Raw genomic sequence first — 16,444 nt, forward strand, 5'->3', positions numbered from 1 at the left:
GTGAAGTCGTACAGCATCATCGGACCTCGGGCGGTCGCTGCTGTTGCTGTGGCTGTGACACTCAAAGTTCTCAACTACATGTCCAATTGGACATCGTGTGGACAATTCGAATGAGAACTGGACTTCAAATTTGAGAAGGCACAACTCCTGTGGCTTCTCAAACTTCAAGTCCACAAGCGGTTCGCTGACCTGCGCCGACGGAGGCGTTCTCACGTGGTGTCCACCCCGGGAAATCTCACTTTCATGTCCACTCGTCCAGGGACGCGAATTGAGCTCGTGCCGGGTTCAATTCGCCTCACGATGCCTCACAAGGGGTATCGTCACGTGACGGCAAAAAGTACCTGCCCAAGCGACAGAAAGCCGATGTTCTTCACGCCTGTAGCAACCAGCCGCAGCAAAGGTGAGTTCCTCACCGGAGCGCGCCGTCTGGTGCCCTCCAGCCGACACTGTTCCCCTTACCGGCGAGGTGCGTCACCGCGACGAACTACGGACGGGCTCGGGGACCCCGTACACAGGTAACCCCTGGTCGGCTTGACCAGAGCCAGCGGTCCCCGATGCACTTACTGCAAAGGGTGGTGATGGTGTCGCCCCTCGAATCCGTCGACACGCTGAAGTCAGCCAGTTCGAGCTACCGCAGGTAGTCGCGCCCAGCCTGGTCGTGATGGACCAACTACTTGTATCGAACGCCCGTTCCAGGGCGTTCACGCACCGCTTGGGACACCACGCGCCTGTCTATCGGGTAGCCCGCGACCGTGAGTGGATGCAGCCACGGGCCTGCAGGCCCGGCTCAACGTTGGCGGTCACACATACCGTCTAGAAAGCTGGCCACCCGCGAAGTGCGAGATCCGCGACCCCTTGCAGTTCGTCACGGGTGGCTCCGCTTCGGGCTTGGACGGCGAGCCCTTGGCAGACTGCTAACACCCACCGGGCGAGCAACACCGAGTCGACGCTGATCGGCTCGCCGCCGGCGACCGCCCTGTCGAACCGTTCGGCGAGCCGACGGACCGACGCCCTGCGCAGCTCGGTCAGTCCGGGTGCCCGCCCAACGGTCAGGCAGCCGGGGATGTCGCCGCTGACCGCCTTTGCTGCGCCATGCACCATGGCCTCGGCAACCTCGCGGGCCGTCGGCTGCGCGAGAGCGCCGACCAGGTAGTCGCCGGGGCCGGCGAGATAGCGCTGAACGGTGCGCGCGAACAGGTTCTCCTTGGTGCCGAACTCGGCGTAGACGCCGCGCCGGTTCACACCCGTCACGTCGCTGACGTCGGAAATCGACACCCCGTCGAAACCGCGTTCCCAGAACAACCTCATCGCGGCGTCTTCGACCCGGTCGGGGTCGAACTCCCTGGGCCGCCCTACGGCCACCTGTCGCCCCCTCTGTGGAATGCCGGTCACATTTGAGTCTGGGTTGCCGACGGGCTTATGGGTTTGATCGCAACGTGCGTGATCGCAGCATGCCGCGGGTACGGGACGTTATGGGGCTCAGTCGGTTACGCGTAAACCCGACGTCAACCGGAGACGTCAGGCCCGGTCGCGATCTCTGGATCCACGGCGGGGTGGTGGACTGTTGCGGTGAGACGTCTCTTAGACCTTGGCCAGGAACGCGCGAATGAGACCACTAATTTCCTCGCCGTGGGTTTCGAGGGCGAAGTGTCCGGCGTCGAGTAGGTGGTACTCGCCATTTGGCAGATCTCGCCGAAACGCCTCGGCGCCAGCGGCTCCGAAGATCTCGTCGTTCTTGCCCCAGGTGACCAGTAGCGGTGGTTGGTGTACACGGAAGTACTCCTGGAATGCCGGGTATCCGTCGAGATTGAATTGATAGTCCCAGAAGAGCTGCAGCTGAATCGCGTCGTTGCCGGCGCGGTCGAGCCCGGCCTGATCGAGCAGCCAGGCCTCTGGCGCGATGCGGTCCAGCCGGTCCGCGGGCACCCCGTGCGTGTACTGCCAATGGGTGGCTTTGGCGGTGAGCAGCTCCCGCACGCCGGCTTCATTGGCGGCTCGGTCCTTGGCGTGGGCGAACAGGATGTCCCAGAACGGCGTAAAGCCCTCCAGGTAGGCGTTGCCGCTCTGGGAGATGATCCCGGTGATGCGTTCTGGATGAGCGCTGGCGATCCGCAATCCGATGGGGGCGCCGTAGTCGTGGATGTAGATGGCGAAGCGTTCCAGTCCGAGCTGCTGGATGAGACCTTCGGTGATCTCGGTGAGTCGGTCGAAACTGTAGGTGAAGTCGCCGACCGACGGCATCGCCGACTGGCCGAACCCGATGTGGTCCGGCGCCACGAGGTGGTATTCGTCGGACAGCGATGTGATCAGGTTGCGAAACATGTGGGAACTCGATGGGAACCCATGCAGGAGAAGCAGGGTTGGCTTCGACGGGTCGCCTGCCTCACGGTAGAACACGTCGAGTCCGTCGATGCTCGCGGTGTGATAGCGGGTGCTGAAGTCGGTCATTGCGAAGCCATTTCTCGTAGTGGCGTGAACGTCTCGTCATTGCCCACGCTGGTAGGAAAGCGCATCCACGCGCGAACTGCTACTGTGTATACACAATCGATGCCCTGCCGTCCAGCCCTTGCCCCACGATCGAAGGAAGCACCCGATGCCGGTTCGCGTTGACTCGGCGCTCGACGATCTCGCGGTTCCGACGCTCGACAATCCCCGTGAGATCAGTTCACAATTGCACACCCATCTGCGACGGCTCATCAACGACGGCGAGATCGCCCCGGGCACCGAACTGAACCAGGCCGACCTTGCCCGCCGGTTCAGCGTGAGCCGCATCCCCATGCGCGAGGCGTTCCGAATGTTGCAGCAGGAGGGGCTCATCGACGTCGCGCTCAACCAACGCGCGGTCGTTCGGGCGCTCGACGCCACGGAGGTCGACCAGTTGTACGGGGTGCGGATCACCCTGGAAGCTCTTGGGGCGCGCATCACCGCGGGCCGCCTGAGTGAGGCAGAGGTGGCCGAGGCCCGAGTGTGCCTGAACACCATGCGAAAGACCAAGCGCGCCAAGGACATGAGTGAGTGGGTCGCCGCCCATCGACGCTTCCACAGCCTGTGCACGGCGCGGGCGGGAACGCCCCTGGCGGGGATCATTCTGTCCTATTCGGAGCGCAGCGAGCGATACGTGCGGTTCGGTCAACGGGCCCACGCGGACACATTCGCCGTGGCCGAAGCCGAACACGAACGGTTGTTGACTGCATTGGTCGAAGGACAGGGCGAAACTGCTGGTGCGTCGATGGCACATCATCTCGCACACACTGCTGCAACCGTTTTGGCCGACCTGGACGCGGGCTTCGAAGCGGTCACGGTGGCTCAGTCGTTGCAGATGTGCGGGGGCGGGTCGCTGTAGACGTCCGCGTACCCGTCAGCTGAAGACGAGACCCCCGTCCACCACCAGCGTCTGGCCAGTGATGAACCCGCTGGCCGGTGAGCACAGGAACGTGATGGCCCCGGTGAGGTCGGCGGGCGTCATCGCCCGGGGAATGGCGCGCTGTCGCTCCAGGGTGGGGAAGTACGACGTGTCGTTCAGCGCGGCTGAGGATTCGTTGTCGACGAGTCCGGGTGCGACGGCGTTGACGGTGACGCCGTCGCGACCCACTTCCTTCGCGATGGATCTGGTCATCGCCATGACGGCACCCTTGGACGCGGTGTAGTGCGCGAAGAACGGCACCCCGGCGTGCACGGTCGCGGAGGCGATGTTGACCACGCGACCGTAGCCTTGCGCCTTCATCCTGGGGTAGACCGCGGCGGTGGCCAGCCACACACCTTTGGCGTTGACGCCCATCACTTTGTCCCAGTCGTCGACTGAGATATCGGCGAAACTCTTCTTGGCGCCCAGACCTTCGTAGATGGCCGCATTGTTCACCAGGACGTCGACCCGATCGAACCTGTCCACTGCTGCCGACACCATGGCCTCCAGTGAAGCCGGATCGACGACGTCGGTGCGGTGAAAGAATGCATCCGCTCCGTCGCTGTCGAGCTTCGCGGCCAGCGCCTGACCCTCCTCGACCAGGACGTCGGCTACCACGACCTTGGCACCCTGGCCGGCGAGGTGCGTCGCCAGTGACGCTCCGATACCGCGGGCTGCACCGGTGACGACGACGACCGAGCCCGCGACGGACTTTGGCTCCACGGCAGGGGAATCCGACATCTGACTCACCTGGCCTCGTCGGGAACGGAGAAGCCGGCAACCTGGCGGTACCGTTGCGAGATCTCGTCCAACTCCGCACGGCTGATCACGGTGTCGATGTCATCGAAGGGCTTGTCGCCGGTACGTTCCCACACTTCCTTGAGGATGGCGTCCGGCGGGGTTGCGCGGTTGGTCAGCACCACCGCCGACGTCTTGGGCCGCCGGTCGGCTTCATAGGCCAAGAGGGCCGTGGGAGCATCGTCGTCGGACTGCAACGCCTCGCGGAGCGCACGGGCGTCCAGGATTGCCTGGCCGGCTCCGTTGGACCCACGTGGCACCATCGGGTGGGCGGCATCACCGAGAAGCGTTGCCCGCCCCACGGTCCACGACTCCAACGGGTCCTGGTCCACCATGGGGTACTCCAACACCGTGTCGGCGCCTCGCAGCAGGGCGGGCACGTCCAACCAGTCGAAGGTCCAGTCGGAGAAGGCGGGGGCGAAGTCTGCGGGGTCCCCTGGTTTACCCCAGTCGCGGTCCCCGGAATAGGGTCGTTCGATCTCGGCGACCCAGTTGATCAGTTGGGTGCCGTCGGGGTTGTCGCGAATCGGGTAGATGACGAGCTTTCCGTCGCGTAACCACCCGGCGCGAACCATGCTCGCCCCGGACAGGAACGGCTGCCCGACCGTGGTTCCGCGCCACATCAGGACTCCGGAGTAGCGCGGTGCGCCCTCGTCGGGATGGAATTGTTTGCGGATGGCCGAATGCACCCCGTCGCAACCGATCACGGCGCGACCAGTCACCGGCTCCTGCGGTTCGCCGGTGGTCGCCGAGCGGAAGCGCGCCGTGATGCTCGAACGATCCTGGTCCACCCCGAGGCATTGATGGTCCCCGGTGATGGCGTCATCGCCCAGCCGCTCTCTGACGATGTCTGCCAGGGTCAATTGCAGATGCCCGCGGTGGATCGACAGCTGCGGTGTGGGGTAACCGGCATATCGGCCGGCTGGTTCGGTGTAGATGTGCTGACCGAAACGGTTGAAGAACGCCGACTCGCGAGTTTCGACGGCGATGGCCTCCAAACGTTCCAAGACGCCGAGGTCTGCCAGGACCGCGGTGGCGTGCGGGAGGACGTTGATGCCGACCCCGAGCGGCCGTAGCTCGGGTGCTGCCTCGTAGACGCGGCACGGGATGCCTGCTGCGTGCAGTTCCAAGGCCAGTGTGAGGCCCCCGATCCCTGCGCCGACGATGGTGATGGGTGCTGTCGTGGTCGTCATGGCTGAGCCTTCTTCGCCTGAGTGGGGTTGGCATGCATATCGATTCGATCCGCCAGAATTTGCACTTCGGTGGCCTCGTCGACCGCGATCTCGCCGTGGCCGCGGCCGATGCCGCTCTGTTTGAAGCCACCAAAGGGCATCGACGGGTCCGACGCGCCGACGCGGTGGATGTTGACGAAGACCGAGCCGGCTTGAATGCGCCGCCCGACGTCGAAGGCGTGCTCGACGTCGTCGGACCAGACCGACGCCGCCAGCCCGTATTCGCTGTCGTTGGCCAATGCGACGGCTTCGTCTTCGGTCTCGAACGCGAGAATGGGCACGACGGGGCCGAATTGCTCCTGCTGCACCAAGGGTGAGTCCTGACGCAGACCGGTGACGACCGTGGGCCGGATGAAGTACCCGTCCTCGGGGCTGGAATCGAGATACTGTCCGACCTCGGCGACGTGGGCACCCTCGCTGCGGCTGGTCTCGATCAGATCGGTCACCGTGCGGTGTTGCTGACCGTTGTTCAACGGCCCCATCCGGACCGCGGGGTTGAGACCCTCTCCGACCACCAGCGCGTTGGTCGCGGCGGTGAAGGCTTCGGTAAATTCCTCGAACAGATTGCGCTGCACGTAGAGCCGCTTCGGCGCGTAACACACCTGGCCGGTGCTGGTGAACGCGCCCCGGACCAGTTCGTCGACCAATTGCGTTGTCACAGTGGCGCTGTCGAGGACGATGGCGGGATCGTTGCCGCCCAGTTCGAGGCTGAGGTTCTTGAGGTTCACGCTTGCGTCACGCATGATGGCCCGGCCGGTGGCGGTACTTCCGGTGAAGCTGACCTTGCGCACCCGGGGGTGGGTGGTCAGTGACGCGCCAACCTCCGGACCGGAACCCGCGACGACGTTCACCACACCGGGGCCGACCGTCGCCGCAAGGCGGCGCAGCACCAAGGCCAGCGCCAGCGGCGAGTTGTCGGGCAACTTGACCACGACGGTATTGCCGGCCACGAGCGCCGGAGCGATCATCAGCGTCGCGAGCAGCACGGGATAGTTCCACGGCACGATGACGGCGACCACTCCCATGGGGGCACGGCGTTCGACGATGCGCCCCCGGTGGTCCTCGGTGACCGACTCCCGAGATGCATGGTCCGCGAGTCCGGCGTAATAACGCAGGGTTCGGGCCGTGTTGGCGATCTCGGCGGTGGCGTCGGCCAGGATCTTGCCGTGTTCGCGGGTGAGCAACGTCGACAGGGACGCTCGGTCCGCGTCGATGTCGTCGGCAGTCCTATGCAACGCGGCCGCCCGATCGGGGGCAGGTCGGGCGGCCCAACCCGCGAACGCGGCTTCCGCCGCCGCCACCGCGGCGTCGACCGACGCGCGATCTCCGGTGGAGTAGCCGCCGACGGTCTCAGAAAGTCTGGCCGGATTGCGCACCTCAATGATGGGCCCGTCGACGTCGCGCCCGTCGATCAGCAGCGGGATGGTGACCGTAGCGGCGTGGTTGGCGGCGGTCATGACACGTCGATCGTCACGACCGGCGTCTCGCCGGCGGCGGCCTGGATGACGCGCGATACGCAGCAGCACATCCTGCGGTTGGCGTCGCGTTGGCGGGCGCTGTAGAAGACGTCGCGATGATCCACCACGCCGTCCACCCCGAGGAGCCTGACCTCGCACAGTCCGCACTCCCCCTTGCGGCAGTCCGACATCATGTCGACGCCGGCGCCTTCGAGGGCCTGCAGCATCGACTGATGCGTTCCCACCCGGGTCTCCACCTGCAGGCGCGGGATGCGCACGATGAACTCTTCCGCGTCGAACCACCCGCTGTTGCCGAAGGTCTCATAGCGCAGATTCGAGGGCGGGAGCCCGGCGTCGGCCCAGCACCGCCGTACGGCGTCCATCAGCCGGATCGGCCCGCACACGTACAGCTCGGTGTCGTGGTCGACGGTCTCCACCAGCTTGGCGGCGTCCAGCGAGGTGCCCTCGTCGTCGACGTGGACGACCATGCTGTCTCCGTGGAGTTCCTGCAACTGCGGTAGGTAGGCCATCGCCGGTCGCGAACGTCCGACGTAGACGAAGGTGTAGTCGGCTCTGAGGTGGTGCAGCACTCGCGCCATCTCGGCCACCGCGGTGATTCCGATGCCGCCTGCGAGCAGGAGGTAACGCGGAGCACCGACACGGAGCGGGAAGTTCTGCAGCGGCTGGGTGAGTTCGACGGAATCACCCACCGTGAGCGAGTGCATGAACACCGATCCGCCCCGCGAGTTCGGCGCCCGCAGGACGCTGATGGCCAGATGCGTGCCACCGTCGTGCGATTCGATCACGGAGTACGATCGGGTGTCTCGCCGCCCGTCCACCTGGACGACGACATCGACATGTGAGCCTGGTTGGGCGGCAACGGGATTCGATACTTCGACGACGATCCGACGGATTCCCGTGGCGATGTCACGCGCCTCGACGACGGTGCCAAGTTGCCAGACTTCCTTGTTGGTGGCGGCCATTGGTCAACCCCGTCAGCTCTGGGAGGGGAGGCGGCCTTCGGCCTCCAGTTGGCAGGTGAGCAGTCGACGGATCCACATGCCACCGGCGTCGATGTTCAAGTTGTAGAACTCGTAGTCGGGGTTGGCGTCGATCGCCTTCTGCTGGGCCTGCAGCATCGCCGTGTCCTCGGTGAAGACGTGTCGAATGCCGTCGCGGATCTGCGTGGTCAGCAGTTGGCTGTCCATCAGGTAGTTGCGCATCCACGCCCAGTGGTACCGGCACGTCGTGTCGGTCTCCGGGGTGATCGTGTTCATCACGTACCCGTTGATGCCCTGACTGCGATCCCCCTGCGGTGCACCGGTCCCGGTCTTCGCGACGCCAACGTCGATGCAGATGGTGGAGGGATACCGGTAGTGGATGATCTGCCACCGGTCGACGTTGCCGTCGAAACCGGGGAACTTGTTTCGCATCTGGGCGGCCATGAACGGCACCGGCGGGATGTCGATCATCCACCTGCTGAGGGTGACGCTGTTCCCGTCGTGCACCACGTCGAACTCCGAGGTGCTGATGTTCTCCCCGCCGATGCTGCTGGTGTGCAGGAACTCTTCGTGGGTGAGGTCCATCAGGTTGTCGAGCACGAGCTGAAAATTGCATTGCAGCGCGATCGTTTCCCCGTCGCCGGCCCACTCGTCCATCTGGTGCATGTCGGGCACCTCGTCGGCCTTCGCGAGGTAGGGGTCCCCCAGCCACACCCACACGAAGCGGTGGCGCTCCACCACGGGGTATGACGGGACGGTGGCGCTGGGGTTGAGCACCTCTTGGGCCGGCATCGACGTACAGCGGCCGGCCGAGTCGTAGACGATGCCGTGGTACGGGCAGCGGATCCCGTCGCGGCTGACCAGCTTGCCCATGGACAGGGGGGCGAGGCGGTGCCAGCAGGCGTCGGCCAGCGCCACTGCCCGGCCGTCCTCGGTTCGATAGAGCACCAGCGGCGTTCCGTTGACCCGCACGGCGGTTGGGGTGCGGCCGACCTCGCGATCCCACGCGGCGGCATACCAGCCGTTCTGCGGTGCCGGCTGCGTCTTGATCGTCGTGGAGCTGCGAGATTCGACCGTGGTCATCGTCTGCACCCTTTCGGTTCGGGAGTCCCACCCATGTGGTCCGGGTCACGTTCCTCAAAGAGTATACACATTGTCGAGGGTCCGCAAGGGGTCGAGCCGATTCGGAAATTGGCGCACGCCAAAGTGTAGACACATTGATGTGAAGTGGGTTACGGTGGTCCACGTCACAACGTCGCCCGCGTGCAGCGACCCGCTAACCCAAGGAGGCACAACATGATCGACATCAGCCGGACGATCCCGATCAACGACGGCATCCAACCCGCGTTGACGGTGGACGACGTCTGGGCCGGGCTCGTCGAGAAAGCCGAGAACCCCCTGCCCTACGTCGCCGCGATCAGCGCATGCTCCGTCGTCGAACGGTTCGAAGGTGGCCTCATCCGCGACATCGAACACGTCGGACCCGTCCGCGAAGTGGTGACGTTCTACCCCAAGAAGCTCGTCCACTTCGTCCGCACCCATGGCGCCGCTCGCGGCACCATCGACAACGAAATCTGCCTCGACGAGGCCGGCAACGACGTGCTCAAATTCAGCTTCCGACTGGTCGTGGACGGAATCGCCGAAGGCAGCGCCGAGGAGGCAGCCTTCGGCGAACAGATGCAGTCGGACTACCTCGACGCCGTCCACACGACGCTGCAAGCCGTCCGCGACCGCATCGTCGGTACCACCACGTCGGCTGCGAGCTAGGGGAATGACCGTGATGACGGCACCGACAGCGGCCCAAGTCTTCGCGATCGTCGACTCGATGGACCTGCAGGCACTCGGCGAACTCTTCGCCGACGACGGGTCACTGGTCTTCGCCAACCGGCCGGCCTTGATCGGTCCCGACCAAATCCGGGAGGGCGTGGGATGTTTCTACGACACCATCGCCGGGCTGAAGCACACCATCCTCGCCGAGAGGACTTTCGGCGCCGACACCGTCATCGAGCTCACCGTCGACTACCTCCGCCACGACGGTGGCGAAGTCACCATCCCGGTCGCCACCATGTGGCACGTCGACCACACGGGCAAGTTCGACAGCTACCGCGTGTACTTCGATCTGGCGCCGGTCTATGCCTGACTACCCGGAGCTGGCCGGCAAGGTCGCGGTCGTCACCGGTGGCGCCGGCGGCATCGGTCGCGCCTGCGTCAACGCCTTTGCCGCCCAGCGTGTCTCGGTGGTGATCGCCGACAGCGACGACGCCGCGGGTCGAGCGGCGCTCGAGGGCTTGCCACCCAAATCTGAAGCCATCTTCGTGCCGACCGACGTGACCGACCCCGCCTCGGTCGCCGCGATGGTCCAGGCAGCCGTGGACACCTTCGGCGGGCTGGACATCGCCTTCAACAACGCCGGCGTCGAGGCCGCCGGTCGAACCATCGCCGACATGACCGACCGGGACTGGCAACGGGTTATCGACGTCAACCTGACCGGCGTATGGCAGTGCCTACGGGCCGAAATACCTGCCCTGCTTGCGCGCGGCGGCGGCTCCGTCGTGAACACGGCGTCGGCATTGGGACAAGTGGCGTTGCCGCTGCAAGCGTCCTACGTCGCGTCCAAGCACGGCGTGATCGGTTTGACCAGGGCTGCGGCACTCGAGTTTTCCGCCCGCGGGATCCGCATCAACGCGATCTGCCCCGGAGTGGTACAGACCGCCATGATCGACGAGGTGGCCGCAGCCAACCCCGGCTTCATGGCCGACATGCATACCAAGCATCCCATCGGCCGCATCGCCGCCGTCGACGAAATCGCCGACGGCGTCCTGTGGCTCAGCTCGTCGGCATCGGCGTTCGTCACCGGCAGCGCATTGAGCATCGACGGCGGATACAGCGCCGCATGAACGAGAGGGAACCCCACGTGAGCGACTTCGACGGGACGGTGGCCATGATTACCGGCGCCGCCCGCGGCATCGGCGAGGCATCCGCCAAGGCACTGTCGGACGCCGGCGCCGCGGTGGCGATTTGCGACGTCCTCGACGACGATGGCGAACGCACCGCGGCCGCCATCAACGCCGCGGGCGGCTCGGCGGTCTACATCCACACCGACGTGGCCGACCCCGCATCGGTCCAATCCGCCGTCACCGCAATCGTCGAACGGTTCGGTCGCCTGGATTTCGCCCACAACAACGCCGGAGTGTTCAGCCCCGCGCCGACGGCCGACCTGGACGTCGAGCGGTGGCGGTGGGTCATCGACGTCAACCTGACCGGGGTGTTCCTCTGCATGAAGTACCAGCTGCCGCACATCGTGAAAAGCCGCGGCGCAGTGGTCAACACGGCATCTGTATGGTCTCAGGCCGGAGCGGCCACCCAGGCGGCCTACAGCGCCAGCAAGCACGGCGTGGTCGGCCTCACCCGCACCGCCGCCTTGGACTACGGCGCCACCGGAGTACGGGTCAACGCCATCGCACCCGGACCCATCGCCACCGCCATGACCGCCTCGGTACCCGAGGACATCATGAACGTGGTGGTCGGCCGCACGGCCGCGGGCCGTTACGGCCGGCCCGAGGAGGTCGGCAAGGCCGTCGTATGGCTCTGCTCACCGGCCTCCTCCTACGTCAACGGCGTGGTCCTGCCCGTCGACGGAGGATGGCTGGCCTCGTGACGACCCCACCACCGCACATCAACCCCGACCCACTGAACGAGGAGAACCGACCATGACCGACCGCACGTGGGCGCTCGCGCAATACCGCACCCCGCACGGCATCGCGACCGGCATCCACGTCGACGACCACGTCTTCGCCGCACCGCCCGCCTTCGGCGGACTCGACGTGATGGACATCCTTGCCAACTGGGGGCACTGGGCCACGGTGCTGCGCGCCCTCGACCTCGACACCCTCACACCGGTCGGGGACGCCGAACTGGTGGCGCCCCTGACCTACCCGAACAAGGTGATCTGCGCCGGCGCGAACTACTACGACCACGCCGACGAGATGGGCGTCGGCCGGCCAGACCCGGCGGTCGAACCCTTCTTCTTCCTCAAGACTCCCACTACCACCGTCGTCGGGCCCACCGCGGAGGTCGCCATCTTCGACGACGGTCGCTCGCAGGTGGACTGGGAGGCCGAGCTGGGGGTCGTGATCGGGCGCAGGTGCGCGAACGTGGACTCCGCCGACGCCGACGACGTCATCGCCGGCTACCTCGTCGCCAACGACGTCTCCGACCGCGGGGTCTTCCATCGCAACGGCGCCGTGGCACCGCCCTTCGAGTGGGATTGGCTGGGGCACAAGAGCCAAGACGGCTTCTGCCCGCTCGGTCCAGGACTGGTGCCGGCCTGGCTGGTGCCCGATCCGCACGCGCTCAAGATCCGCCTGGACGTCAACGGCATCGTCAAGCAGGACTCCGACACCTCGCAAATGGTCGTCGACGTCCTCCGGTTGGTGTCCGCCGCCAGCCGAATCTTCACACTCGAGCCCGGCGACGTCATCCTCACCGGCACCCCCGCCGGCGTCGGTATGCCGCGCAAGGACTTCCTGCGTCCCGACGACGTCGTCACCGTGGAAATCGAAGGCATCGGCCGCATCTCGAACAAGGTCGTGGCCAAGTGAGCAGCCCCACGGCGACCACGTCGGGGTGGCCCTTCGCGGCACCGGTACCGGCCACCATGCGTGCGGTGGCCTTCCACGAATTCGGCGGACCCGAGGTGCTGCGCGTCGACGAGGTGCCCACCCCCCGAGCGGGTTCCGGTGAGGTCCTCATTCGCATCGCCGCGGTGAGCGTCGGACGCCTGCTCGACCTCGTCGCCCGCTCCGGCCGTCACCCCTATGCGACGTTCACCTTCCCGCACGTGCTCGGGGCCGAGCACGCCGGCGTCGTCGCAGCCGTCGGCGAGGGTGTCACGGGGTTCACCGTCGGCGACCGAGTCGCCACGTTTCCCGTCCTCACCGACCCGAACTGTCCCACGGTGGCTGCGGGATTCGCCGAGCTCTCCCCCACCGCACGGATCATCGGCACCCACCTGTCCGGCGCCTACGCCGACTACATCGCCGTACCCGCCACCAACGTCTTCGGAGTACCCGACGGCATGTCCCCGGCCGATGCCGTGGCACTCGCACTGGCAGGCGTGGTGGCGATGAACCAATTCACCCGTGCCGGACTCGTCGCGGGACACCGCGTCGTCGTCCAAGGGGCGTCTTCGGCGCTGGGCTCCACCACCGCACTGCTGGCCCGCCACCTCGGAGCCCGGGTGATCGTCACCTCGCGCGACGAGATCAAACGCGCCCGGCTGCGCGAACTGGGCTTCGCCGCGGTGCTGCAGGCCTCCTCGCCGACCTTCGCCGACGACGTCCGAGACGTGTTCGGTGGCCGCGGCGCCGACATCGTGGTGGACAACCTTGGCGATCCCCAGGTGTGGACCCACGGCATGGATGCGTTGGCCGCCGGCGGGGCGATGGTGTCGTCGGGCGCCTTCCTCGGCAGGACGGTGCCGGTGGACCTGCAACGCCTGTACTCGTTGGGGCAGCGCGTCATCGGGGTGCGTTCGGGCAACCTCGACGCGGCACACCGTCTCTGGGGAGAGGCGGGGGCGGGCTTCCGCAGTGTCGTCGACCGCACCTTCGCGCTCACCGAGGCGCCGCGAGCCCACGAATACGTCGAGGCCAGCGCCAACGTCGGCCGTGTCGCCCTGCTCACCGAACCCCAATCCTGAACCCCCATCCATTCCAGAAAGGGACCCTTCCCATGAGCGAAGCGCCTACGCCCGCAACCGAACCCGCCGCACCGGTGTCGAAGCTGGGCTACGTCACCTTCGACACCCCCGATGTCGAACGCATGGTGTGGTACTACACGCAGGTCCTCGACCTGGAGGTCGTCGAGCAGTCCCACGACTACGCCTACCTGACCACCGGCGCTGACCACCACTGCGTGGTGATCCGCAAGACCGACGGCGTCAAGCCCCGCTCCGCGGTCGGCTACGAGGTATGGGGTTCGCTCGGTGACGCTCACCGGCGGCTCAATGACGCCGGCTACGAGGTGTCTCGCCGCACCGACCTCGCGCCGGGAACCCCCGACGTCCTTGTCATGGCCGAGCCCTCCACCGGCGCCGAACTCCACCTCTTCGAGAGCCAAACCCCCAGCGGCGTCGACGGTCGGGCCACCCTGCGCCCAACCAAACTCGGTCACGTCGCCGCCTTCACCACCGAACTGGAACGGCTCCAGGGCTTCTACCAAGATCTGCTGGGTTTCCGCTGGTCGGACACCATCGGCGACTTCTTCGTGTTCCTGCGGTGCAACGCCGACCACCACGCCGCCAACTTTCTGCGCAGCATCAACAAGACCGGCATGCATCACATCGCCTACGAGATGCGCGATCCCAACCACCTCATCACGATGGTCGACCATTTGGCCAAGAACGACATCCGGCTGCACTGGGGCCCTGGTCGACATGGGCCCGGACACAACATGTTCACCTATCACCGCGATCCCGACGGCAACACCATCGAGTTGTTCACCCAGCTCGACCTCATCCACGACGAGTCCAAGGGGTATTTCGAGCCACGCCCGTGGCACGAGACTTACCCGCAGTACCCCCGGACCTGGGAGGTCGACATCGCCACCATCAACATGTGGGGTCCGTTCAACGAGGCGGAGTTGGAGCGATGAGCACCCCGACCCACGTCGACGACCCGGCGTTGCAACAGCTGTACCGCGACTTCGCCGCCGAGCACCTCAACCCGCTGTGGACCCAACTCGGTGACCTGATGCCGACGGCCCCGGCCCCCAGGGCGGTTCCCTTCGTGTGGAAGTGGTCGACGCTCTACCCGCTCGCCCAGCGCGCCGGCGAACTCGTCGCGGTGGGCCGCGGCGGGGAGCGACGGGCGATCGCGCTGGCCAACCCCGGCCTCGGTGGACTGCCCTACGCAACGCCGACGCTGTGGGCGGCCATCCAGTACCTCGGCCCCAAGGAGACCGCACCCGAGCACCGTCACAGCCAGAACGCCTTTCGCTTCGTCGTCGAGGGCGACGGGGTGTGGACCGTGGTCAACGGGGACCCGGTGGCGATGCGACGGGGTGATCTGCTCCTGACCCCTGGGTGGGCCTTTCACGGTCACCACAACGAGACCGATCATCCGATGGCGTGGATCGACGGTCTGGACATCCCGTTCGTCAACTACACCGACACCGGGTTCTTCGAGTTCGGCTCCGACGGTGTCACCGACGAGTCGACGCCTGATGTGTCGCGGGCCGAGCGACTGTGGTCCCACCCTGGTCTGCGACCGCTCGTCGGGCTCGGCCGGCGGACCACCACGCCCATCACCGCCTACCGGTGGGAACACACTGACGCCGCTCTGCGCGAGCAACTGGCGCTCGAGGACGAGGGTTACGCCGCCACCACCGAACCCGGGCACGCCGCGGTGCGTTTCACCAACCCCACCACCGGTGGCGACATCATGTCGACCATCCGTGCCGAGTTTCACCGGCTGCGCGGCGGCACCCGCACCCGGGCCCGCCGAGACGTCGGGTCCACGGTGTACCAGGTGTTCGACGGGGTCGGGCGGTTCCAGTTGGGGGACAACATGACCGAGGTCGCCACCGGCGACCTCGTCGTCGTCCCGTCCTGGACCGAATGGTCGATCGACGCCGAGACGGACTTCGACGTGTTCGCCTTCTCGGACGCGCCGATCATCGAGCGGCTGCACTTTGACCGCAGCCACGTCACCGAAGGAGCCTGACCATGAGACTCGCCACCCTGCGCACCGCCACCGGCACCGTGGCCGTGCGCGTCGACGATGCCGCGACCGCGACGGTGATCGACGGATACGCCGACCTGTCAGTCCTGCTGACCGAGCCCGACTGGGAGACGCTGGCCCGCGACGCGGCCGGCGTCACGGTCGACTTGGCCCACGCCGACTACGCACCGGTGGTGCCGAAACCGGGAAAGATCGTCTGCGTCGGACTGAACTACGCCACGCACATCACCGAGATGGGCCGTGAGCTTCCGCAGTACCCGACGCTGTTCGCCAAGTTCGCCGAGGCCCTCACCGGTCCGTACGACGACGTCGTCGTCCCCGGATACGCTGCGGCCGAACTCGATTGGGAGGCCGAACTGGCCGTGGTCATCGGCAGGAAGGCCTATCAGGTCCCCGAGGCCGATGCCGACGGCTACATCGCGGGGTATTCGGCGATCAACGACTACACGATGCGTGACTATCAGTACCGCACCCTGCAGTGGGACCAGGGCAAGACCTTCGAGAAGACCAGCGGCTTCGGCCCGCATCTGGTCACCGACTACACCCTCGGGACCCGCATCGAAGCGCGCCTGCAGGGCGAGGTGATGCAGAGTGCCATGACCGACGACCTGGTGTTCGGTCCGGCGAAGCTCGTCGAGTACATCAGCCACATCGTCACGCTGCAGCCCGGCGACGTCGTCATCACCGGCACCACCGGCGGTGTCGGTCACGCCCGCAAGCCCGCCCGCTACATCCAGAGCGGCGAGACCGTCGAGGTGAGCATCGAGGGCATCGGCACCGTGAAGAACACGACGATCGTCAAGTAGGCGAC

At 66.2% G+C, this 16,444-nt stretch carries 17 protein-coding genes; 10 read left to right on the plus strand and 7 right to left on the minus strand.

Features of this window, described 5'->3' with window-relative positions; genetic code table 11:
* Positions 1-813 precede the first annotated feature (813 nt).
* Both ACZY1G_RS00100 and ACZY1G_RS00105 read right to left on the minus strand, forming a co-directional pair.
* A complete protein-coding gene (locus ACZY1G_RS00100; protein ID WP_463821178.1) occupies positions 814-1,362 on the minus strand; it encodes a TetR/AcrR family transcriptional regulator in 549 nt (182 codons plus the stop codon).
* A gap of 219 nt (positions 1,363-1,581) precedes the next feature.
* Complete coding sequence (locus ACZY1G_RS00105; protein ID WP_463812955.1) at positions 1,582-2,448, minus strand: alpha/beta fold hydrolase; 867 nt, start codon at positions 2,446-2,448, stop codon at positions 1,582-1,584.
* Positions 2,449-2,593: 145 nt separating this feature from the next.
* Here ACZY1G_RS00105 and ACZY1G_RS00110 point away from each other — a divergent pair, with 145 nt between their 5' ends.
* A complete protein-coding gene (locus ACZY1G_RS00110; RefSeq protein WP_463812956.1) occupies positions 2,594-3,343 on the plus strand; it encodes a GntR family transcriptional regulator in 750 nt (249 codons plus the stop codon).
* Between the two features lie 15 nt (positions 3,344-3,358).
* Here the strand turns inward: ACZY1G_RS00110 and ACZY1G_RS00115 are convergent, their stop codons facing one another.
* Genes ACZY1G_RS00115 through ACZY1G_RS00135 form a run of 5 tightly spaced genes read right to left on the minus strand, consistent with a single transcriptional unit; the run spans position 3,359 to position 8,974 of the window.
* On the minus strand, positions 3,359-4,144 hold the full coding sequence (locus ACZY1G_RS00115; RefSeq protein ID WP_463812957.1) for an SDR family NAD(P)-dependent oxidoreductase: 786 nt from the start codon (positions 4,142-4,144) through the stop codon (positions 3,359-3,361).
* Positions 4,145-4,149: 5 nt separating this feature from the next.
* Entirely contained in the window at positions 4,150-5,394 is a 1,245-nt protein-coding gene (locus ACZY1G_RS00120) for a flavin-dependent oxidoreductase (protein WP_463821180.1), read from the minus strand.
* Positions 5,391-6,890, minus strand: coding sequence for an aldehyde dehydrogenase family protein (locus ACZY1G_RS00125; protein WP_463821182.1), 1,500 nt, complete (start codon positions 6,888-6,890; stop codon positions 5,391-5,393). The genes ACZY1G_RS00120 and ACZY1G_RS00125 overlap by 4 nt, the downstream gene beginning before the upstream one ends.
* Complete coding sequence (locus tag ACZY1G_RS00130) at positions 6,887-7,873, minus strand: PDR/VanB family oxidoreductase (RefSeq protein WP_463812961.1); 987 nt, start codon at positions 7,871-7,873, stop codon at positions 6,887-6,889. The genes ACZY1G_RS00125 and ACZY1G_RS00130 overlap by 4 nt, the downstream gene beginning before the upstream one ends.
* Before the next feature lie 12 nt (positions 7,874-7,885).
* Entirely contained in the window at positions 7,886-8,974 is a 1,089-nt protein-coding gene (locus ACZY1G_RS00135) for an aromatic ring-hydroxylating dioxygenase subunit alpha (RefSeq protein WP_463821184.1), read from the minus strand.
* Between the two features lie 213 nt (positions 8,975-9,187).
* Here ACZY1G_RS00135 and ACZY1G_RS00140 point away from each other — a divergent pair, with 213 nt between their 5' ends.
* The 9 genes from ACZY1G_RS00140 to ACZY1G_RS00180 are packed head-to-tail and all read left to right on the plus strand — an operon-like array spanning position 9,188 to position 16,439.
* A complete protein-coding gene (locus tag ACZY1G_RS00140) occupies positions 9,188-9,658 on the plus strand; it encodes an SRPBCC family protein (RefSeq protein ID WP_463812964.1) in 471 nt (156 codons plus the stop codon).
* Between the two features lie 13 nt (positions 9,659-9,671).
* A complete protein-coding gene (locus ACZY1G_RS00145) occupies positions 9,672-10,031 on the plus strand; it encodes a nuclear transport factor 2 family protein (RefSeq protein ID WP_463812965.1) in 360 nt (119 codons plus the stop codon).
* A complete protein-coding gene (locus ACZY1G_RS00150) occupies positions 10,024-10,788 on the plus strand; it encodes an SDR family oxidoreductase (protein WP_463812966.1) in 765 nt (254 codons plus the stop codon). The genes ACZY1G_RS00145 and ACZY1G_RS00150 overlap by 8 nt, the downstream gene beginning before the upstream one ends.
* Before the next feature lie 17 nt (positions 10,789-10,805).
* The gene (locus ACZY1G_RS00155) at positions 10,806-11,549 is read left to right on the plus strand and encodes an SDR family NAD(P)-dependent oxidoreductase (protein ID WP_463812967.1); all 744 of its coding nucleotides are present in this window, start codon (positions 10,806-10,808) and stop codon (positions 11,547-11,549) included.
* A gap of 52 nt (positions 11,550-11,601) precedes the next feature.
* Positions 11,602-12,492, plus strand: a complete 891-nt coding sequence (locus ACZY1G_RS00160) for a fumarylacetoacetate hydrolase family protein (protein WP_463812968.1) — start codon at positions 11,602-11,604, stop codon at positions 12,490-12,492.
* Positions 12,489-13,592 carry a quinone oxidoreductase family protein gene (locus tag ACZY1G_RS00165; RefSeq protein WP_463812969.1) on the plus strand — a complete coding sequence of 368 codons (1,104 nt, stop codon included), beginning with the start codon at positions 12,489-12,491 and terminating at the stop codon, positions 13,590-13,592. The genes ACZY1G_RS00160 and ACZY1G_RS00165 overlap by 4 nt, the downstream gene beginning before the upstream one ends.
* Positions 13,593-13,624: 32 nt before the next feature.
* The gene (locus tag ACZY1G_RS00170; protein ID WP_463821186.1) at positions 13,625-14,545 is read left to right on the plus strand and encodes a VOC family protein; all 921 of its coding nucleotides are present in this window, start codon (positions 13,625-13,627) and stop codon (positions 14,543-14,545) included.
* Positions 14,542-15,615, plus strand: a complete 1,074-nt coding sequence (locus ACZY1G_RS00175; RefSeq protein WP_463821188.1) for a cupin domain-containing protein — start codon at positions 14,542-14,544, stop codon at positions 15,613-15,615. Before ACZY1G_RS00170 ends, ACZY1G_RS00175 begins: the two co-directional genes overlap by 4 nt.
* A gap of 2 nt (positions 15,616-15,617) precedes the next feature.
* On the plus strand, positions 15,618-16,439 hold the full coding sequence (locus tag ACZY1G_RS00180; protein WP_463812973.1) for a fumarylacetoacetate hydrolase family protein: 822 nt from the start codon (positions 15,618-15,620) through the stop codon (positions 16,437-16,439).
* Positions 16,440-16,444: the final 5 nt, after the last annotated feature.

Source organism: Mycobacterium sp. IDUB_5 (genome assembly GCF_055419565.1).